Origin of the sequence: Arthrobacter sp. PGP41 (assembly GCF_002953935.1) — a bacterium.
GTDB lineage: Bacteria > Actinomycetota > Actinomycetes > Actinomycetales > Micrococcaceae > Arthrobacter.
On record NZ_CP026514.1, the window covers coordinates 2,608,887 to 2,629,101 of the forward strand.

Genomic DNA, 20,215 nt, shown 5'->3' on the forward strand with positions numbered 1-20,215 from the left:
GACCGGGCACTGCTGCGCCCTGACCAACGAACATAGACTCTACCCGACACCGGCCTCCAAATGCGAATCCACTCCCTTAGGGCCGGGTGGGGCCTGCCTCTGGACGGGCGGGAGCTCCGACGCCAGCCAGGCCAGCGATTCACTCACGCCCGCCTCAAGCTTGATGGTTGCTTTGTCATCCCCGCGGGTGGCTCCCCTGTTGATAATGACCACAGGTTTGCCCTCCTTTGCGGCGTGCCTGACGAAGCGCAGGCCGCTCATTACCGTCAATGACGATCCCGCAACAACAAGGGCTGCGGCATCATCGACCATCCGGTAGGAGATTTCGACCCGGTCCTTCGGCACGTTCTCACCGAAGTACACGAAATCAGGCTTCAGCATTCCTCCGCAGGCGGGGCAGGCCGCCACCACAAAACTGCTGATCAACGCCTGGTCTTCCATCGTGGAGTCGGCGTCCGGCGCCATCTCCACCAAGCCCGTTTGTGCCGCCCGGTCCAGGAAGCCGGGGTTGAGCTCCCCAAGGATCCCTGCCAGCAGATGCCGCGTATAGGTCCGGCGACAGTCCAGGCAGACCACCTGGTCATACCTGCCATGGAGGTCGACGACGTTGACGCTGCCGGCGTCCTGGTGCAGGCGGTCCACATTCTGGGTGATGAGGCCGGTGAGGTGTCCCCTGCGTTCAAGCTCCGCCGCGGCAAGGTGGCCTTGGTTTGGATCGGCGCGCCGCAGGTGGGACCAGCCGATGTGGTTCCTCGCCCAGTAGCGCTGGCGGTTGGCGGCCGCCTTGACGAACTCCTGGTACGTCATGGGCGAACGAGGAGGCGAACCGGGTCCCCGGTAGTCCGGGATTCCCGAGTCCGTACTGAGTCCGGCCCCGGTGAGCAGTGCGAAACGGCCCCCTGCCAGCACCTCCCTGATCCGGACCAGGACGTCGAGTTCTTCTTCGGACGGGGGTGCGGCAGGCACCGGCGGCATGCTCGCGAAGCCTGTGAGGCCCACACCATGCCGCTGCCCGCCCACGTGAAGTCAGGCCTTTCCGAGCCCGGCGAGTGCCGTGCGGTATTCCCCGAGGTCCCGGGCCTGGCCCCGCGGATTCACCACGCTGTACCGGATGGTACCGCCGGCATCGATGATGAAGGTGCCCCTCCGTGCCATGCCGCTGTCGGCGTCGAACACTCCGTACAGCCTGGCGACCTCGCCGTGCGGCCAGAAGTCCGCGAGCAGGTCGAAGCTGTACTGTTCCTGGGCGGCATAGGCCCTGAGGCTGAACTTGCTGTCCACCGAGACGGCCAGGACGGTGGCGTTCGCATCCTGGAACTGTGCGAGGTTATCCCGTAGTTCGCAGAGCTCTCCGGTGCAGATACCGGAGAATGCAAAGGGGTAGAACACAAGGACCACGTTCTGGCCCCGGAAGGAGGACAACCTGACCGGCTCGCCGTATTGGTTGACGAGTTCAAAATCGGGTGCCGTCCCGCCGACCGCGGGGACAGCGACGGAGGCAGCGGCAAGCGCTGCCGTCACTTGTTCTTCCTGCTCACCAGCCGCGTTGCGCTCCAGTCCTTGGACACGCCCGCGGAGGTAGTGACGTGCAGCCCGGCCGTCGGCGCCGCCTCCTGGATGTCCGCCGGGGAGACATATCCATCCCTGCCCGACTTGGGCGTCAGCACCCACACCACACCGTTCTCGGTCAGCGTGGTCAGCGAATCCATCAGGCTGTCAACCAGGTCTCCGTCGCCGTCGCGCCACCAGAAGATGACAGCGTCCGCCACTTCATGGTCGTCCTCGTCCAGCAGCTCGGAACCGGTGAGGTCCTCAATATCGTCACGCAAGTCGAAATCGACGTCATCGTCGTAACCGAACTCCTGAATCAGATCCCCATTCTTGAAACCCAATTTTTCCGCCACATTTACCGAAGTGGCGGCGTCGGCCTCGCTCACGTGTACCTCCAATGCCTCATATATGCAGTGCGCATAGTGATTTCCATTACTCCCAAGCCAACACCCTTTGTGCCTGAGCTTCAAGCTGCCGCCCCCGTGATGCGGCATATTCTGCGTCACATCAGGTTCGTCCAGCCCGCAGTCCAGCGGCTTTTCGTCACACAACCAGTATGACGGCGAAATACAACTGGGCCGCCCAAGCCGCGGCTACGCATCGCGTAAGGGTCAGAGTTAGAGTGGCAGGTGAAACTATGCCTGCGGGGCAACAACCCTGTAACTCCAATGCAGACGTAGGAAAACTAGGACCCTGCCCGGCACACATGACCGGGCTGTTGTAACCGATACGTCGCACACGGCGTACGTTCGCCGGGCGGTCACCCTGCCCGGCCTGAGTGCGCCATCAATGCGCGCAAAGAGAGGTTGGACGTGGCTGCAGGAGAAGATACCTCCCATATCCTCAGCGGGTTGACTAACCAGCTGCCTGATCGTGATCCGGAAGAGACCGCCGAGTGGGTTGAGTCCCTGGATTCATTGATCAAGGAACAGGGCACCGAACGTGCCCAATTCATCATGCGGAGCCTGCTGCAGCGCGCCGGCGCGCAGAGCGTCGGGGTGCCGATGGTGACCACCACCGATTACGTGAACACCATCCCGGCGGACCAGGAAGCAGAATTCCCGGGCAACGAGGAGTTCGAGCGCCGCTACCGGGCATACATGCGCTGGAATGCAGCGGTGATGGTCCACCGGGCCCAGCGGGCGAACATCGGAGTGGGCGGACACATCTCCACCTACGCCGGAGCCGCCACCCTGTACGAGGTCGGGTTCAACCACTTCTTCCGGGGCAAGGACCACCCCGGCGGCGGGGACCAGGTCTTCTTCCAGGGCCACGCCTCCCCCGGCATGTACGCCCGCGCCTTTATGGAAGGCCGGCTCTCCGAGGAGGACCTGGACGGGTTCCGGCAGGAGAAGTCCCGCGAGGGCCACGCCCTGTCCTCCTATCCGCACCCGCGCCTGATGCCGCACTTCTGGGAGTTCCCCACCGTGTCCATGGGCATCGGGCCGATGAATGCGATCTACCAGGCCCAGTCCAACCGGTACCTGCACAACCGCGGCCTGAAGGACACCTCGGACCAGCAGGTCTGGGCGTTCCTCGGCGACGGCGAAATGGACGAGCCCGAGTCCCGCGGCCTGCTCCAGCTCGCCGCGAACGAGAACCTGGACAACCTCAACTTCGTGATCAACTGCAACCTGCAGCGCCTGGACGGGCCGGTACGCGGCAACGGCAAGATCATGCAGGAACTGGAAGCGTTCTTCCGCGGTGCGGGCTGGAACGTGATCAAGGTCGTCTGGGGCCGCGAGTGGGACGACCTTCTTGCCCGCGACACCGACGGGTCGCTGGTGAAGATCATGAACGAAACCCCCGACGGCGACTACCAGACCTACAAGGCCGAATCCGGCGGGTTCGTCCGCGAGCACTTCTTCGGCAAGACTCCGCAGACCAAGGACATGGTCGCGGACCTCACCGATGACCAGATCTGGAACCTGAAGCGCGGCGGCCACGACTACCGCAAAATGTACGCCGCCTATAAGGCAGCCACGGAATTCAAGGGCAAGCCCACGGTCATCCTGGCCAAGACCGTCAAGGGCTACGGGCTCGGACCGCACTTCGAGGGCCGCAACGCGACCCACCAGATGAAGAAACTCACCCTGGATGACCTGAAGAAGTTCCGCGACCACCTGCGGATCCCCATTACGGACGAACAGCTCGAAAAAGACCTGTACCAGCCTCCGTACTACCACCCCGGCAACGACGCTCCCGAAATCAAATACATGATGGAGCGCCGCGCAGCCCTGGGCGGGTCCGTCCCGGAACGCCGGTCAAAGCACCAGGCGATCGACCTCCCGGACGAGAAGTCCTACGAGGTCGCCAAGCGGGGTTCGGGCAAGCAGCAGGCCGCCACCACCATGGCCTTTGTGCGCCTCCTGAAGGACCTGATGCGGGACAAGAACTTCGGCAAGCACATTGCCCCGATCATCCCCGACGAGGCCCGGACCTTCGGCATGGATGCGTTCTTCCCCACGGCGAAGATCTACAACCCCAAGGGCCAGAACTACCTTTCCGTGGACCGGGACCTCGTCCTGGCCTACAAGGAGTCCCCGGCCGGGCAGCTGATCCACCCCGGAATCAACGAAGCCGGCGCCGTGGCAGCGTTCACCGCCGCCGGCACCGCGTACGCCACCCATGGCGTGCCCCTGGTCCCGGTGTACGTGTTCTACTCCATGTTCGGTTTCCAGCGCACCGGCGACGCATTCTGGGCGGCAGCCGACCAGATGACCCGCGGCTTCATCATCGGCGCCACGGCAGGACGGACCACGCTCACCGGCGAAGGCCTCCAGCACGCCGACGGCCACTCCCCCCTGCTCGCATCGACCAACCCGGCCGTGGTCACCTACGACCCCGCCTACGGCTACGAAATGGGCCACATCATCCGGGACGGCCTCGAACGCATGTACGGGCCTGAGTCGGAAGACCGGAACCTCATGTACTACCTCACGGTCTACAACGAGCCGATCACCCAGCCTGCAGAACCCGAAGAGCTGGACGTCGAAGGCGTCATCAAGGGCATCTACCTGCTTGCCCCGGCAAAGATCGACGGTCCCCGGACCCAGATCCTCGCCTCGGGCGTGTCGGTGCCGTGGGCCATCGAAGCCCAGCGGATCCTGGCCGAAGACTGGTCCGTATCCGCAGACGTCTGGTCCGTCACGTCCTGGAACGAACTGCGCCGTGACGGCCTCGCCGCGGAAGAGGAAGCCTTCCTCAACCCCGGCGAACCGGCCCGCGTCCCCTTCGTGACCCGGCAGCTCGAAGGAGCCACCGGCCCTGTCGTCGCCGTCAGCGACTACATGAAGGCCGTCCCCGACCAGATCCGGCAGTTCGTGCCCAACGAATTTGCCACCCTCGGCGCCGACGGCTTCGGCTTCTCCGACACCCGCGCCGCCGCCCGCCGCTTCTTCAAGAACGACACGCATTCCATCGTGGTGCGTTCACTGGAGATGCTTGCGCGCCGCGGTGAGGTGGATTCCCAGGCTCCGATCAAGGCGATTGAGAAGTACAGGCTCCACAACGTCAATGCCGGGACCACCGGCAACGCCGGCGGCGAGGCTTAGCACTCCCCCCAGCAAGACACGACGGCGGCTCCCTCCGAAAGGCGGGGGCCGCCGTCGTCCGTTTGGGCAGGTTGGACAGGAGTGTCCTGTGACGCAGGCCAAGGCGGATTGTAGCCTTTGCACAAATGGAGGTTGCGGGGCGCGGCCCGTATGCTCAAAGAATGCCAGCACCTGCCACCCCGTCCGCCAAGCGCAAACCGTCCACGCCCAAGGTCACGCCGGAGAAGTCCGAGACCCTGAAGAAGCTGCGGGCAAACGTGGGCCAGCTTTCCACCACCACCATGCGCGAGCTGGAAAAGTCGCTGCCTTGGTACAGCCGGCTCAGCTCGGACGAACGCTCGGCACTGGGCATGGTGGCCCAGAACGGCATCGCCGCTTTTGTCACCTGGTATGAGCGGCCAAGCTCGCCGTCGTGGATCCTTACGGACGTCTTTGGAACCGCGCCCACCGAACTGACCCGGTCCATCAGCCTGCAGAAAGCGCTGCAGCTGATCCGGATCGTCGTCGAAGTGGTGGAGGACCAGGTTCCCGTGATTGCGCCGGAAGCCGACCAGCCGTCATTGCGGGAAGCAGTGTTGAGGTACTCGCGGGAAGTCGCTTTCGCTGCGGCCGACGTCTATGCCCGCGCCGCCGAATCCCGCGGTTCCTGGGACACCCGGCTCGAAGCCCTGATCGTGGACGCCATCCTGCGCGGCGAGAACACGGACGCCCTGCGCTCCAGGATCGCGGCACTGGGCTGGAAGGCGCAGGAACGCTTCACCGTTATGGTGGGCAATTCTCCCTCCGAGCCCAGCGCCAGCTACGTCAGCGAGCTGCGCCGGATGGCCGGCCGGTATGCGGAGGACGCCCTCGTGGGCATCCAGGGTGACCGGCTCATCCTTATCCTGGGCGGCGTCCAGGACAGGGAAACCGCGTATGTGAAGCTCAGCGAGATGTTTGCGCCCGGACCGGTGGTGTACGGCCCTGAGGCCGGTTCCCTGCTGGAAGCCAGCGGATCGGCGCAGTCGGCTTTCGCCGGGCTGACCGCGGCCAGGGCATGGCCCGCCGCCCCGCGCCCGGTGGCTGCCGACGACCTGCTCCCGGAACGGGTCATCTCCGGGGACGACGCCGCGCGCCGTTCCCTGGTCAAGAACATCTACCGCCCGTTACTGGCGGCGTCCAACGGCCTCGTGGAGACCCTGGGCACCTACCTGGAACTGGGCCATTCGCTGGAAGCAACAGCGCGGGAACTCTTCGTCCATGCCAACACCGTCCGGTACCGGCTCAAGCGTGTCTGTGACGTCACGGGCTGGGATCCGCTCCTGCCTCGGGAAGCCTTTGTCCTGCAGGCTGCCTTGGTGGTGGGGCGTCTTTCCGCGCCGCCGAAAGCTGCCGCGGAGCGCCTGCCGTCCCGGAATCAGCCCTAAGGCGTTGTAGACTTCCTACAACCTGACCCCGTGAGCTTGGTGCGGACAAACACCGCTGGATCACACAGTAATTTGGAAAGCTGGATACGTGCTTGCAATAGTCTGCCCTGGACAGGGCTCACAGACCCCGGGTTTTCTGGCCCCTTGGCTGGAACTGCCCTCGGTGGCAGGCCAACTGGCCTCCTTGAGCGAGATCGCAGGCATTGACCTGATCGCCCACGGGACCACCTCGGATGAGGACACCATCAAGGACACTGCGGTCGCGCAGCCCCTGATTGTCGCGGCCGGCCTTGTTGCCGCCGGTTCACTGTTCGATGTTGACCTCAGTTCCCTTCCGGTAATCCTCGCAGGCCACTCCGTGGGTGAAATCACGGCGTCCGCCCTTGCCGGAGTGCTCACGGAGCAGGAAGCCATGACGTTCGTGCGCGAACGTGCCAACAGCATGGCAGCGGCCGCATCCGTCACTCCCACGGGCATGAGCGCCGTTGTGGGCGGCGACCCCGCCGAGGTCCTTGCGGCCATTACGGCCACAGGCGCCACCCCCGCCAACGTCAACGGGGCGGGCCAGACCGTTGCAGCCGGCACCTTTGACCAGCTGAAGGCCCTAGCCGAGAACCCGCCCGCGAAGGCCCGGGTCATTCCCCTGAAAGTGGCAGGCGCGTTCCACACCAGCCACATGGCCCCCGCTGTCAGCGCCCTCAAGGCGCTGCAGCCGCAGCTGAAGCCGCAGGCACCGAAGGTGCCGCTGCTGTCCAACTACGACGGCGGCCAAGTTACTGAGGGCGGCGCCGCCGTCGACAGCCTTATTGCCCAGGTGTCACGTCCCGTCCGCTGGGACCGCTGCATGGAGGCGATGGTTGCCCGGGGCGTCACCGGCGTCATCGAGCTTGCCCCCGCCGGCACCCTGGCCGGCCTCGCCAAGCGGGGCATGCCCGGCGTCAAGACCGTGGCCGTCAAGACCCCCGACGACCTTTCCGCCGCCCTGGCGCTCTTCGCAGAACTGGAGGGAGACGCATGAGCGTTCCCACGCTGAAGCAGGCTCCCATCCAGGAGCACACCCGCATCCTTGGACTGGGTGCCTACCGTCCCGACGTCATCGTCACCAACGAGGACGTCTGCCAGTGGATCGATTCCTCCGATGAGTGGATCCGCCAGCGGACCGGCATCGTGACCCGCCACCGTGCCCCCGCGGACGTCAGTGTCATCGACATGGCCGAGGGTGCCGCACGCGAGGCCATGGAAAAGGCCGGCATCGAACCGTCCCAGCTCGGTGCCGTCATCGTTTCCACGGTGACCCACCCGTATGCCACCCCCTCCGCCGCGGCCAGCCTGGCTGACCGCCTCGGGGCAACCCCGGCTCCCGCCTTCGACATTTCAGCCGCCTGTGCGGGCTACTGCTACGGCATCGCCCAGGGTGACGCCCTGGTCCGCGCCGGGGCCGCCAAGTATGTCCTGGTGGTGGGCGCCGAAAAGCTGTCCGACGTCATCGACAACAGGGAACGCACCATCTCCTTCCTGCTCGGGGACGGAGCGGGCGCCGTTGTCATCGGTCCGTCCGACACCCCCGGAATCGCCCCCTCTGTGTGGGGATCGGACGGCAGCAAATGGGATGCGATCGGCATGACCCGCTCCATCCTGGATGTCCGCGACCTCGGCATGGCCGCCCGGCAGTCTGATTCCACAGGCGACCTCGCCCTCCTGGAAGAGGCACAGGAGCTGTACCCCACGCTTCGCCAGGACGGGCAGACCGTCTTCCGCTGGGCCGTCTGGGAGATGGCCAAGGTTGCCCAGCAGGCCCTCGATGCCGCGGGCATCCAGGCGGAGGACCTGGTGGCCTTCATCCCCCACCAGGCGAACATGCGCATCATCGACGAGATGGTGAAGAAGCTGAAGCTGCCGGAGGGCGTTACAGTGGCACGGGACATCGCTGACGCAGGCAACACCTCGGCAGCATCCATCCCGCTCGCCACGCACCGCCTGCTGCAGGAAAACCCGGAGCTCAGCGGCGGACTGGCCCTTCAGATCGGTTTCGGCGCGGGGCTGGTCTTCGGCGCCCAGGTAGTTGTCCTTCCCTAGGAACGCCCCCAACGGGCCGCATCCGCGGCCTGGACCATTTCCGGCAGCACCTGCCGGCAATACAAGAAAAGGAGCCATCAATGGCTAGCAACGAAGAGATCCTGGCCGGCTTGGCTGAAATCGTGAACGAGGAAACCGGCCTGGCCCCCGAGGCCGTGGAGCTGGACAAGTCCTTCACCGAGGACCTTGACATCGACTCCATCTCCATGATGACCATCGTGGTCAACGCCGAGGAAAAGTTTGGCGTCCGCATTCCCGACGAAGAGGTCAAGAACCTCAAGACCGTCGGCGACGCCGTCAGCTTCATCGCCGGAGCGCAGGCCTAGCCAAGGCTTCCGCCGTTACGGCATGGCAGGGCTGCCGGTCCGGATGACCGGACCGGCAGCCCGCCGCATTTTTCCGGCACCTTCCGCCCGTAGGCACGGTGCCGATCATCAAAACGCGGGACCTCCGGAAGACGGATTCCCCACCGACGAAAGAGTGATCCCATGACACGCAAAGTAGTCATTACCGGTCTGGGTGCCACCACGCCCATTGGCGGCGATGTACCCACGATGTGGAACAACGCGCTCAAGGGGGTCTCCGGTGCCCGCACCCTGGAGGACGACTGGGTGGCCAAGTACGAGCTGCCCGTCCACTTCGCTGCGCGCTGCAGCACCCCAGCCCTGGACGTGCTCAGCCGCGTAGAAGCCAAGCGCATGGACCCCTCCACCCAGTTCGGCGTTATTGCTGCCCGTGAAGCCTGGGCCGATTCCGGCATCACCGAGTTCGACAAGGACCGCCTCGCGGTTGCCTTCGCCACCGGCATCGGCGGTGTCTGGACACTGCTGGACGCATGGGACACGCTCAAGGAGAAGGGCCCCCGCCGTGTCCTGCCCATGACCGTTCCCATGCTGATGCCCAACGGTGTCGCCGCTGCGGTCAGCCTGGACCTCGGTGCCCGCGCCGGCGCCCACACCCCTGTGTCGGCCTGCGCCTCGGGTACTGAAGCGCTGCACCTGGGCCTGGATTTGATCCGCTCGGGCAAGGCAGACGTGGTCATGTGCGGCGGTGCCGAGGCTGCCATCCACCCCATGCCCCTGGCGGCATTTGCATCCATGCAGGCACTTTCCCGCCGGAACGACGATCCCCAGGGGGCTTCCCGCCCCTACGACACCGCACGTGACGGGTTTGTCATGGGCGAGGGTGCCGGCGCGCTGGTCCTTGAAGCAGAGGAACACGCGCTGGCGCGCGGTGCGCGTATCTACGGCGAACTGGCCGGAACGTCGGTCACTGCCGACGCGTACCACATCACCGCTCCCGACCCCCAGGGCCTGGGCGCAACGCGTGCGCTGAAGGCCGCCATGTTCGACGGCAGGATCCAGCCCGAGGATGTAGTGCACGTCAACGCGCACGCCACGTCGACGCCGGTGGGCGACAAGCCTGAATACACCGCCCTCCGCTCCGCCCTGGGAAACCACGTGGACAACGTGGCCGTCTCCGCGACGAAGTCGCAGATGGGGCACCTCCTGGGCGCCTCCGGTGCTGTCGAGGCCGTACTCACGGTACTCGCTGTTTACGACCGCAAGGCACCGGTCACCATCAACCTGGAAAACCAGGACCCGGAAATCCCGCTCGACGTCGTCACGTCCGCCCGGGACCTGCCCGCCGGCAGCATCGTTGCGCTGAGCAACTCGTTCGGCTTTGGCGGCCACAATGCCGTGATTGCGGTCCGCAGCGTCTAACGCGCAGCATGTGATCCGTTTACGAGAGGAGGCCCCGCCGGTTGGCGGGGCCTCCTCTTTGCTATGGAAAAACGTCAGCTCGACGGCGGTCAGCCCACCTGGTGGAGCCAGCGCACGGGGGCGCCTTCAGCAGCGTGCCGGAACGGTTCGAGTTCTTCGTCCCAGGCTTCGCCCAGGGCGAGGGAGAGTTCGTGGTAGACGGCGGCGGGGTCACCGGCGCCCGACTCGTAGGCGTAGCGGATCCTGTCCTCGGACACCATGATGTTGCCGTGGACGTCGGTGACGGCGTGGAAGATGCCAAGCTCAGGGGTGTGCGACCACCGCCCGCCGTCAACGCCCTGGCTTGGCTCCTCCGTGACCTCATACCGAAGGTGTGCCCACCCGCGCAGGGAAGACGCAAGCTTGGATCCTGTCCCGGGGGCGCCGGTCCAGGACAGCTCGGCCCGGAACATTCCGGGCGCGGCAGGCTGAGGGGTCCACTCAAGATCCGTCCGCTTGTCCACGACGGATCCGATGGCCCACTCAACATGAGGGCACAGGGCCGTAGGGGCCGAGTGAACGAACAGCACACCGCGGGTCATTGCAACAGACATTCCATCCTCCATAGCTCTAGGTACGTCTTCCCCAACGACCTCTGCCTGGATGGAACTGCTGGTGCCTGCACTGCGGCGGCGTTCCTGCCTGCCTATTCAGATGTATCAGATAAAGCTGTGTCCGGACTTGCTGTGACGCGAAAAGCCGCAAGCTTCACGCAGGACTTGAAAGTTACCGGACGTGACTCTCATTGTGCCGTACCCCACGAAATTACGCCAGTGCGATTCATGGCGATGAGGCTTATGCCCTCGGATGGGCCTTCTGGTAGCTCTGCCGGAGCCGGTCCACCGAAACATGGGTATAGATCTGGGTAGTGGCCAGGCTGCTGTGGCCAAGGATTTCCTGCACGGCGCGGAGATCGGCCCCTCCGTCCAGCAGATGCGTGGCCGCCGAGTGCCGCAGGGCATGCGGCCCCGAGGCCGAGGTATCGCCAAGCCCTGCGAAGAGGTCGTGGACCATGGCGCGGACCTGGCGCTGGTCCACCCGGCCGCCGCGGGTGCCCAGGAAGAGCGCCGGCCCGCTGCTGCCCTTGGCGAGCAGGGGCCTGCCGCGCCGCAGCCAGTCGTCCACGGCAAGGGCAGCGGGAACACCGTAGGGAACAGTGCGTTCCTTGTTGCCCTTGCCGATGACGCGCAGCGTGCGGCGGTCGGGGTCCAAATCATCGATGTCCAGCCCCGCCAGTTCGCCCACACGGACACCGGTGGCGTAGAGCAGTTCCACGATGGCCCGGTTCCGCAGGGCAAGCGGCGCGCCCTCGGCGGCCGCGTCGTCCAAGGTGGCCAGCAGCCGGGTTACCTGTGCAGCCTGCAGGACGCCGGGCAAAGCCTGCTCCCGTTTGGGGGCCTTGAGGCGCAGGGCGGGATCCGCAACGATGAGTTCCTCCGCCAGGGCCCATGCCGTGAAGACCCTTACGGAGGCGGACCGACGGGCGAGGGTTGCCCGGGCTGCCCCGGCCTGGCTCTGGTCCCCCAGCCAGCGCCGGAGCGTTCCAAGATCCAGGTCCCCAAGGCGGAGGGCGCCTTCGGCCGTGGCATGGGTCAGGAGGCTCCGGACGTCACCCAGGTACCCTCGGAGCGTGTGTGGAGAAACGGCGCGCTCGGCGGACAGGTACCGCGCGAAGGCCTCAAGCGCCCCGTGAAGCTCCGCGGGCAGTTCCTCATTTTCCACCCCCCTACTGTCTCAGCTCCGGTCCCGAAAGCAGCGGTGACACGCACCCTGCATCCCGGGCCGCGCGCCGGCAGTGGCGGTCTGGCGCATCAACTGGTTGCCTTGCCGCGTTTCCAGCCGCCCCGCTCCGAGACCGCCAGCCCCAGTAGACCCAACCGGCCCAAGCCTGCCCGGACGGATTCCTGGCCCAGGCCCGCGACCACGGAGAGCTTTTCGACGGACGTCGTGGAGCGCAACGGCAGGGCGTCCAGGAGAATCAAATCCTCCAGGGTCAATCCGTCCTGCACGGCGGCCTGGCCCTGGCGCACTTCCGGAAGGGAAGAACCACTGGGTCCCGCCAGTTCGGCAACCTCGGCGGCGTCCGTCACGCAAACGGCCCCTCCATCCCGAAGAAGGCGGTGGCAGCCAGCTGAGTTGGCGCTGTGTACGGATCCAGGAACAGCACCGACAGCACGGCCAAGGGTCTCGGCATGGTGGGCGGTGTTCAGCGCCCCGGACCGCCACCTTGCCTCGACGACGACGGTCACGGCTGACAGCGCGGCAATGATGCGGTTGCGCTGGAGGAACCTGTAGCGGGTGGGCGCGGACCCCGGGGGAACCTCGGCGAGGACTGCGCCCTGGTTGCACACGGCCCGCAGGAGGTCCTCGTTTCCCGAGGGGTAGAACCGGTCCACTCCCCCGGCCATCACCGCTATGGTCGGAAGGGCATCCGACGCCCCGGCAAGGGCCGCCCGGTGGGCATGGGCATCTATGCCGTAGGCACCGCCGGACACTACGGTGAATCCTCGCTGGGCCAGGGAGTAGGCGATATCGCCCGTGACCGAGGCTCCATAGCTTGTGCTGTCCCTGGACCCCACGAGGGCAACGGCGGTGGCCGCACCGGGAAGGTTCTGTTCCTGGCCCCGCCACCAGAGGCAGATGGGCTCCTGGATTCCGAGGTCTGCCAGCTGGGCAGGCCACAGGTCGTCTGACGGAATGATCAGGCGCCCGCCGAGCCGCGCCATGGTTGCAAGGTCGCGTTCAGGAGCGAGGTCGGGGATGCGGGGCTTCCAGCGCTTGAGTGCGTTGGCCATCCCGGCCCAACCCGCAGCCGGCCCGCCGTCCGTGAGGAGTGCGGTAATCTCCTGCTCCACATCCGGACCCGCCGCCACCTGGCCGGTAGCGATCCGCAGTGCGTCCACGGCCCCGGCAACCTGCACAAGGGCCAGTCCTGCGGCGTCCTGCGGCTCCATCAACCGCGAGAGGGCGGCACGGGAACGCCGTTCGATGTCCCTGGCTACTTCAGTCATGCCGCGGCCGCCGCTGCCTGCCGAAGGCCCAGGGCCTGCCCGATATCGTTGGTGTCCGGCTGATCCCGGTGCCCGAGGTCTGCCAGGGTCCACGCCAGCCGGAGCACACGATCGTAGCCGCGGGCGGTGAGGACGCCCCGTTCCAGCGAATGGTCCAGGATGCGGGTGACGGCCGCCGGCAACCTAAGCTCACCCCGCAGAACGCGGCCCGGGACCTGCGCATTGGTCTCCAGCCCATAGGGCGCCAGCCGCTCGAGCTGCCGCCCCCGTGCGCCGCGCACCCGGCACGCCACGGTGGCCGTATCTTCCTCCGCTCCCGCCTGCCCGAAGTCGGCCAGCGAAACCCGTTCCACCTGCAGCTGGATGTCCACGCGGTCCAGGAGCGGCCCGGACATCCTGGCGAGGTACCGCCGCCGCATCATGGGTGTGCAGGTGCAGTCGAGTCCCTTTCCGGAAGCTTTGCCGCAGGGGCAGGGATTTGCCGCGAGGACCAGCTGGAAGCGGGCTGGATAGGCTGCGGTTCCGGCTGACCGGTGGATCACCAGCTCGCCGCTTTCCAGCGGTTGGCGCAGCGCGTCCAGCACCCGGCGCTCGTATTCCGGGGCCTCGTCAAGGAACAGGACCCCCCGATGTGCCCGGGAGGCCGCCCCAGGCCTGGGAAGCCCTGAACCGCCGCCAATGATGGCAGCCGCGGTTGCCGAGTGGTGCGGGCTTTCGAACGGCGGCCGCCGGAGCAGCTGGACTGAAGAGGAAGGCAGCCCGCACAGCGAATGGATGGCTGTAACCTCCATGGACTCATGGTCGCCAAGATCGGGCAGGAGCCCGGGCAGGCGTTCCGCCAGCATGGTTTTCCCCGCGCCCGGCGGACCTGTCAGGAGAAGATGGTGCGCTCCCGCTGCCGCCACCTCCAAGGCACGCCGCGCATCGCCCTGGCCGGAGACATCGGCCATATCGGGGTACACCCCCGATTCGCCGGTTGCCCCGCCGGTGGCGTCCGCGTCCTCGGGATCGAAATCCAGCGCGAGCCCCTGGGGGTCCGCGCCGAAGTCCAGCGCCAGCCTGGCCAATGTGCTGTACCCCCGCACCCTGGCATCAGGAACCAGGGCCGCCTCCGCGAAGTTCGCCTGCGCCACGACGATGTCCGGATACCCGGCCTGCACCGAGGCCATCACGGCCGGAAGGATGCCCCTGACCGGGCGCAGCCTCCCGTCCAGCCCAAGCTCTGCAATGAACACAGTCCGCCCGGTGGGTTTGATGTCATTGGCGGCGCGGAGCACTGCCATGGTGACGGCAAGATCGAAACCCGAACCGCGTTTGGGCAACGAAGCGGGGATAAGGTTCGCGGTGATTTTCCTCCGGCTCAGGGGAATCCCGGAGTTCTTCGCGGCGGACCGGATGCGCTCCTTCGCCTCGTTGAGGGAAGCGTCCGGCAGGCCGAGGAGGACGAACGCCGGAAGGGTCTGGCCGATGTCGGCCTCAACCTCCACCATGTACCCGTTCAGCCCCACCAGGGCAATGGAGTAGGTGCGGCCCAGGGGCACTTATCCCACCCCCTTGAGGTGTTCCACCAAGGGTGTCCCGCGGCCGTCGTCAATTACCGCGATGACGTCCACTCGCCGCAGCGGCATGCGCAGCTCCCTGTCCCGGCACCAGGCAGCTCCAAGCCGGTGGAGCCGCGCAAGTTTTTCCGGGCCCACGGCTTCGAAGGGATGGCCGTAGTCGAGGGTGCGGCGGGTCTTTACTTCGGCGATGACCAGGGCGTCGCCGTCGAGGGCAACTATGTCTATTTCGCCTTCGGTGCAGCGCCAGTTACGCTCAACCACCAGCATGCCCAGGGTTTCAAGGTAGCCGGCGGCGAGGTCCTCGCCGTGCCGGCCCAACAGGTCTTTCGATTTCATTTCTACCTCCGCAACCAGCCTGTGATGGCTGCAGCACGGAGGATAGGACGATGACCGCCTAAGTGGATTAAGTGCGGTCAGGTGCCCCTGTGCAGGAGGAGTCCGCCGTACAGCAGCCCAGTCCGGAGGGACGGGAGCTAGTTACCCAGGTCGACGTCCTTGGGCAGGGCGAGTTCCTCGTTGCGGGGCAGCTCTTCGACGTTGACGTCCTTGAACGTGAGGACCCGGACGCTCTTGACGAACCTGGCCGAGCGGTAGACGTCCCACACCCACGCGTCCTGCAGGGTGAGGTCGAAGTAGACCTCGCCGTCGGCGCTGCGCGCCTGCAGGTCAACATGGTTGGCCAGGTAGAAGCGGCGTTCGGTCTCGACAACATAGCTGAACAATCCGACCACGTCCCGGTATTCACGGTAGAGCTGGAGCTCCATGTCGGTTTCGTAGTTTTCAAGATCCTCAGCACTCATGCTTCCATCTTGCCACCATCCGCGGGGCGGCTGGCGCCCGCGCCGGAGGACTCAGGCGTCGCCGGCGGAATCTTCACCATCCGGATCCTGCCCGTCCGGCAGCCCGCCGTCGAGCAGGTCCCCGCCGAGCAGGCGCCAGCTGACCCGGTGGTAGGGCGTCGGCCCGGCAGCGCGTAGCACGTCGCGGTGCAGGGCCGTAGCGTAGCCCTTGTTGATGTCCCAGCCAAAGTCCGGGAACTGGGCGTGCAGTTCCCGCATCATCCGGTCCCGTTCAACTTTGGCGATAACGCTTGCCGCTGCGACGCTCAAGCACTGCATGTCGGCTTTGATCTTGGTGTGCACGGGGGCGTCACAGCTGGCCTCGAAAACCGGTTCGTCGAACAGTGACAGCTGCTCGGCGGGGGAAAGCCAGTTGTGGCTACCGTCCAGGAGCACCGCCTCCGGACGGATGCCTGCCTCGAGAACCTCCCGCCAGGCCCGTGTTCCGGCAAGGCGCAGGGCGGCAATGATGCCGATGGAGTCGATTTCCTGGGCGGAGGCATGGCCCACTGCCGATGCCACGCTCCAGCGGCGCACAAGCGGTTCGATCCGTTCCCGTTCGGCGGGGCTTAGGAGCTTGCTGTCCCGCACGCCGGCCAGCGGCTTCTGGCGTTCCAGGTCCACAACCGCAATGCCCACACTCACCGGCCCGGCAAGGGCACCCCGCCCCACTTCGTCCACCCCTGCGAGGTACCGTATCCCCTGCGCTTTGAAGGTCCGCTCGTGCCTCAACGTAGGGGCCTTTGAGCGCGCGGGCACCCTGGTGGAACCCGTCCCGGGCCTGACTGCCGTGGACATGGTCAGGGCGCCGCCGGCACGTTCCGGAACACGTCCGGGTAGTTGCCAAGGGTGGTGATGCGGTTCAGCGGCCAGGCAATGACCGCCGCCTTGCCTTCAAGGTCGTCAAGGTCGACGAACCCGCCGTCGGAATCCATGTGGGCGCGGGAGTCGGCGGAGTGGTTCCGGTTGTCGCCCATCACCCATACCTTCCCTTCAGGGACAACTACATCGAAGCTGCGGATCTGCGGGACCTCGGCGGGGTTGACGTAGCTTTCGTTGATTGCGGTCCCGTTAATCGTCAGTTTACCGCCGGCATCGCAGCAGACCACGTGGTCCCCCGGCAGTCCGATGACCCTTTTGACCAGGTGCTGTTCAGAGTTGTCCGGCAGCAGGCCAACGAATGTCAGGCCGTCCTGGATCCAGGTGAAGGGCCCCTGCTCCTTTTCCGGCGCAGCAGGCAGCCAGCCCTTGGTGTCCCGGAAAACCACCACGTCGCCGCGGGTAAGCGAGAACGGTTCAGGCACCAGGAGGTTGACGAATATGCGGTCGTCGACGTCCAGCGTCTTGACCATGGACTCGGACGGGATAAAGAACGCCCGGAACAGGAATGTCTTGATAAGGAAGGACAGCACGACGGCGATCACCACCACAGTGGCGACTTCCTTCAGCCAGGCAAGGACGGGGCTGCCATTAGGTTTCCCGGCCGCCCTGGCGGCGGAGCGGCTGTCCGCTGCGGCGGGAGCAGGCGCCTCGGGATCCTGGGCGGCCGTCACGGGGACTGCCTCGGAGGGCGTGCCCGAAGCCCCGTCCTGACGTGGTTCAGGAATCCGCGCGTGGTTCTCGGGCATCTACTGTCCGTTCTCTGTTGTTGGTCCTGCCGCAGGCGGACGTGGTACTGAAGCAAATCTATCAAGCGGCCAGATGATCTGGACCGGCCTGCCGATAACCCTGTCCAGCGGAACCATGCCGCCACCGGGGGCACCGAGCAGGCTTCGGGAATCGGCGGACAGTGACCGGTGGTCACCCATCAGCCAGAGGCGCCCCTCGGGGACCACGACGCTGAACTTCTGGGCGCTGGGTGCGTCGCCGCTGAAAATGTACGGCTCTTGCAATGGCCGGCCGTTCACCGTCACGTTGCCCCCGGCGTCGCAGCAGGCAACCGAATCACCCGGCACACCGATGACCCTTTTGATGTAGGTTGTGTCGCTGCCCGCGAGGCCGGCCCATTGGGTAATGGCAGCCGCCGCATCCATGAAGGGGCCGTTGCCGCTTTTGAGCGGAGCAAAAGTACCGCGGCCGTCAAAGACGACGATATCCCCGCGCCGGACCGGTTCATCCCGGAAGTCGGTCCGGGAAACCAGGATGCGGTCCCCGCCTTCCAGCCCGGGCTCCATGGACGCTGACGGGATGAAGTAGATATCGAACCACAGGGACCGGACCAGTCCGCTGACGGCAACAGCCAGGAAGACGGCGAGGAACGCAAAACGCCAGCCCATTTTTCGGGGCTGGCGTTTTGTCTGGTCCATGGTCCGTATCCTGGGCGCTGGTGCTGGATGGCTCCGGCGCTGGCCGGATACGGCTGCGGCCCAGCCTCTGTAGGTCCGAAGGGACTTACTTGGCGGTGCTGAAGTCGCGCTTTTCCTTGATCTTTGCAGCCTTACCGCGCAGTGCACGCATGTAGTAAAGCTTGGCGCGGCGGACGTCACCCTTGGTGACGACCTCGATCTTTTCGATGATCGGGGAGTGAACCGGGAAGGTACGCTCCACGCCGACACCGAAGGACACCTTGCGGACGGTGAAGGTTTCGCGAACACCCTCGCCCTGGCGGCCCAGGACGAAGCCCTGGAATACCTGGACACGGGTGTTCTTGCCTTCGATGATGTTCACGTGAACCTTGAGGGTGTCACCGGCGCGGAACGCGGGAACATCGGTACGCAGCGAGGCTGCATCGACGGAATCGAGAATATGCATGATGTGCACTCCTGGTGAACGCCACAGGTCATTCACTTTGGGTCACGGCAGGCAAGCCCGGACGCTGGTGGCGTACCGGAGATTGCTGCCGAAAGTTAAGTGGTCCGGCCGCTTCACTGGTTGACGGGGCCGGTTGTCTTAGCTGTTGGTTGCGCTCCCCCTGTGGCAGGTGCGGACCCAGCAGACACAAGGACTAATTTTGCCACATTGCGGAGGTTACAGCCAATCCCCGGGGCCGCCGCCGAAAGAATGGCCGCCCCGCCCCCCCGTCCTAGGACGTGGATGAGTCCGTTCGGGCGCCATCGGCACCGGAGCGGCGGCGCAGGCGTCCGTCGACGACGTCGTATCCCAGCTCCTGCAGTTCGGCGCGGTCCGCGCGTGGCAGCTTTCCGGCGTCGAACGTTTCGAGGAGGTCCGGCCGGCGCTCCGCCGTCCGGCGGAACTGCTCGTGCCGGCGCCACTGCGCGATCTTGCCATGGTTGCCGCTCAACAGGACGGCCGGCACTTCACGTTCACGCCACACGGACGGCTTGGTATAGACGGGATACTCCAGGAGCCCGTCGGAGTGGGATTCCTCCACCAGCGATTCGGGATTGCCCACCACGCCCGGCAGGAGGCGGCCGATGGCCTCCACCATGGCCAGGACTGCCACCTCGCCGCCGTTCAGGACGTAGTCTCCCAGGCTGACGGGGCGGACGTCGAAGTACTCCCGGGACCACTCGATCACGCGTTCGTCAATGCCTTCGTAGCGTCCGCAGGCGAACGCCAAGTGCTCCTGTTCCGCCAGTTCGTAGGCCAGTGCCTGGGTGAAGCGTTCCCCGGCGGGCGAGGGAACAATCAATACCGGCCTGGCCGCCCCTTCCGGGCGGTCCTCGGCAATGGAGCCCAGGGCCTGCGCCCACGGTTCGGGCTTCATGACCATGCCGGCACCACCGCCGTAGGGGGTGTCATCCACCGTCCGGTGACGGTCCGTGGTGAAGGAGCGGAGATCGTGGACACGCAGGTCCAGGATCCCGTCCTGCCTGGCCTTGCCGATCAGCGACAGCTCCAGGGGTGCCAGGTACTCCGGGAAGATGCTGACGACGTCGATCCGCATCTACGCTTTGCCTTCCGGTTCCGAAGGGGCTGCTTCGGCATCCGCGTTCAGCTCGAAAAGACCCTCAGGCGGCGTGAGGAGGATGTAGCCCTCCTCGATATTGACTTCGGGAACAATCTGCTCGACGAACGGAACCAGGATCTCGCCGCCTTCCGGCGTGGTGACCATCAGCAGGTCCTGCGCGGCCCCGGTGTTGAGGGCGGCAACCTTGCCTACAACGGTTGAGCCCACCCGGGCCTCCAGGCCAACGAGCTCGTGCTCGTACCAGCCCTCGTCGTCGTCCTCGTCCAGCTCCTCGGTTTCGATGAAGAGCTTGGCGCCGCGGAGGGTTTCCGCTTCATTGCGGGTTTCGATCCCGTCGAAGCCCAGCAGCAGGATGTCCTTGTTCCAGCGGGCACTGTTCACAGTGAGCGGGCCCGCGGCCGCCGGTTCAACCATGAACTCGGTGCCCGGGACGAACCGGTCCTCAGGGGCATCGGTCAGGACCTGGACCGTTACTTCCCCGCGGATGCCATGGGGTTTGCCGATTCGTGCCACCTGAAGCTGCATGTGTTCCTCTGTTCGGATTGTGGTTAGTCCACGGTGTTCTGGTGAAAGCACTCCGGC

21 protein-coding genes are annotated in these 20,215 nt (G+C 65.8%); 6 read left to right on the forward strand and 15 right to left on the reverse strand.

The features are described from left to right. Positions 1-39 precede the first annotated feature (39 nt). From C3B78_RS11895 to C3B78_RS11905, 3 genes are read right to left on the reverse strand one after another with little or no spacing between them, the layout of a single operon-like run. Positions 40-1,020, reverse strand: coding sequence for an NAD-dependent protein deacetylase (locus C3B78_RS11895; protein WP_104998262.1), 981 nt, complete (start codon positions 1,018-1,020; stop codon positions 40-42). A gap of 6 nt (positions 1,021-1,026) precedes the next feature. Beyond that, positions 1,027-1,521, reverse strand: coding sequence for a peroxiredoxin (locus C3B78_RS11900; protein ID WP_104998263.1), 495 nt, complete (start codon positions 1,519-1,521; stop codon positions 1,027-1,029). Then, positions 1,518-1,937: a DUF3052 domain-containing protein gene (locus C3B78_RS11905; RefSeq protein ID WP_104998264.1), complete on the reverse strand. Its 420-nt coding sequence runs from the start codon at positions 1,935-1,937 to the stop codon at positions 1,518-1,520. The genes C3B78_RS11900 and C3B78_RS11905 overlap by 4 nt, the downstream gene beginning before the upstream one ends. A 426-nt stretch (positions 1,938-2,363) precedes the next feature. On the opposite strand from C3B78_RS11905, the gene aceE reads away from it, so the two are divergent. From aceE to fabF, 6 genes are all read left to right on the forward strand, one after another. Continuing rightward, positions 2,364-5,105 (forward strand): pyruvate dehydrogenase (acetyl-transferring), homodimeric type, encoded by a 2,742-nt coding sequence (gene aceE, locus C3B78_RS11910; RefSeq protein WP_104998265.1) that lies wholly within the window; start codon positions 2,364-2,366, stop codon positions 5,103-5,105. 161 nt (positions 5,106-5,266) lie between these two features. Then, a complete protein-coding gene (locus tag C3B78_RS11915; RefSeq protein WP_104998266.1) occupies positions 5,267-6,511 on the forward strand; it encodes a PucR family transcriptional regulator in 1,245 nt (414 codons plus the stop codon). A gap of 88 nt (positions 6,512-6,599) precedes the next feature. Then, entirely contained in the window at positions 6,600-7,529 is a 930-nt protein-coding gene (locus C3B78_RS11920; RefSeq protein ID WP_199775242.1) for an ACP S-malonyltransferase, read from the forward strand. Next, a complete protein-coding gene (locus tag C3B78_RS11925) occupies positions 7,526-8,587 on the forward strand; it encodes a beta-ketoacyl-ACP synthase III (RefSeq protein WP_104998268.1) in 1,062 nt (353 codons plus the stop codon). Before C3B78_RS11920 ends, C3B78_RS11925 begins: the two co-directional genes overlap by 4 nt. Before the next feature lie 80 nt (positions 8,588-8,667). Beyond that, entirely contained in the window at positions 8,668-8,913 is a 246-nt protein-coding gene (locus C3B78_RS11930) for an acyl carrier protein (RefSeq protein WP_009359314.1), read from the forward strand. A gap of 162 nt (positions 8,914-9,075) precedes the next feature. Then, positions 9,076-10,311 (forward strand): beta-ketoacyl-ACP synthase II, encoded by a 1,236-nt coding sequence (gene fabF / locus C3B78_RS11935; RefSeq protein ID WP_104998269.1) that lies wholly within the window; start codon positions 9,076-9,078, stop codon positions 10,309-10,311. 89 nt (positions 10,312-10,400) lie between these two features. Here the strand turns inward: fabF and C3B78_RS11940 are convergent, their stop codons facing one another. The 12 genes from C3B78_RS11940 to rimM all read right to left on the reverse strand — a co-directional run bounded on the left by C3B78_RS11940 (position 10,401) and on the right by rimM (position 20,158). Then, positions 10,401-10,904: a DUF3145 domain-containing protein gene (locus C3B78_RS11940; RefSeq protein ID WP_041652118.1), complete on the reverse strand. Its 504-nt coding sequence runs from the start codon at positions 10,902-10,904 to the stop codon at positions 10,401-10,403. A 241-nt stretch (positions 10,905-11,145) separates the two neighbouring features. Next, a complete protein-coding gene (locus tag C3B78_RS11945; RefSeq protein ID WP_104998270.1) occupies positions 11,146-12,072 on the reverse strand; it encodes a tyrosine recombinase XerC in 927 nt (308 codons plus the stop codon). 89 nt (positions 12,073-12,161) lie between these two features. After that, positions 12,162-13,361 (reverse strand): DNA-processing protein DprA, encoded by a 1,200-nt coding sequence (gene dprA / locus C3B78_RS11950; protein ID WP_104998271.1) that lies wholly within the window; start codon positions 13,359-13,361, stop codon positions 12,162-12,164. Next, positions 13,358-14,902, reverse strand: coding sequence for a YifB family Mg chelatase-like AAA ATPase (locus tag C3B78_RS11955; protein ID WP_104998272.1), 1,545 nt, complete (start codon positions 14,900-14,902; stop codon positions 13,358-13,360). The genes dprA and C3B78_RS11955 overlap by 4 nt, the downstream gene beginning before the upstream one ends. Then, positions 14,903-15,259, reverse strand: a complete 357-nt coding sequence (locus tag C3B78_RS11960; protein WP_104998273.1) for a YraN family protein — start codon at positions 15,257-15,259, stop codon at positions 14,903-14,905. It lies immediately after the preceding gene. Between the two features lie 137 nt (positions 15,260-15,396). After that, complete coding sequence (locus C3B78_RS11965; RefSeq protein WP_056335405.1) at positions 15,397-15,723, reverse strand: DUF2469 domain-containing protein; 327 nt, start codon at positions 15,721-15,723, stop codon at positions 15,397-15,399. A 51-nt stretch (positions 15,724-15,774) separates the two neighbouring features. Further along, a complete protein-coding gene (locus C3B78_RS11970) occupies positions 15,775-16,560 on the reverse strand; it encodes a ribonuclease HII (RefSeq protein WP_104998274.1) in 786 nt (261 codons plus the stop codon). Positions 16,561-16,562: 2 nt separating this feature from the next. Further along, complete coding sequence (gene lepB, locus C3B78_RS11975; protein ID WP_104998275.1) at positions 16,563-17,390, reverse strand: signal peptidase I; 828 nt, start codon at positions 17,388-17,390, stop codon at positions 16,563-16,565. Continuing rightward, entirely contained in the window at positions 17,391-18,068 is a 678-nt protein-coding gene (gene lepB / locus C3B78_RS11980) for a signal peptidase I (protein ID WP_104998276.1), read from the reverse strand. It lies immediately after the preceding gene. A gap of 85 nt (positions 18,069-18,153) precedes the next feature. Further along, positions 18,154-18,513 (reverse strand): 50S ribosomal protein L19, encoded by a 360-nt coding sequence (gene rplS / locus C3B78_RS11985; protein ID WP_050054723.1) that lies wholly within the window; start codon positions 18,511-18,513, stop codon positions 18,154-18,156. Between the two features lie 271 nt (positions 18,514-18,784). Then, entirely contained in the window at positions 18,785-19,609 is an 825-nt protein-coding gene (trmD, locus tag C3B78_RS11990) for a tRNA (guanosine(37)-N1)-methyltransferase TrmD (protein ID WP_104998277.1), read from the reverse strand. Next, positions 19,610-20,158 carry a ribosome maturation factor RimM gene (gene rimM / locus C3B78_RS11995; RefSeq protein ID WP_104998278.1) on the reverse strand — a complete coding sequence of 183 codons (549 nt, stop codon included), beginning with the start codon at positions 20,156-20,158 and terminating at the stop codon, positions 19,610-19,612. Positions 20,159-20,215 lie beyond the last annotated feature (57 nt).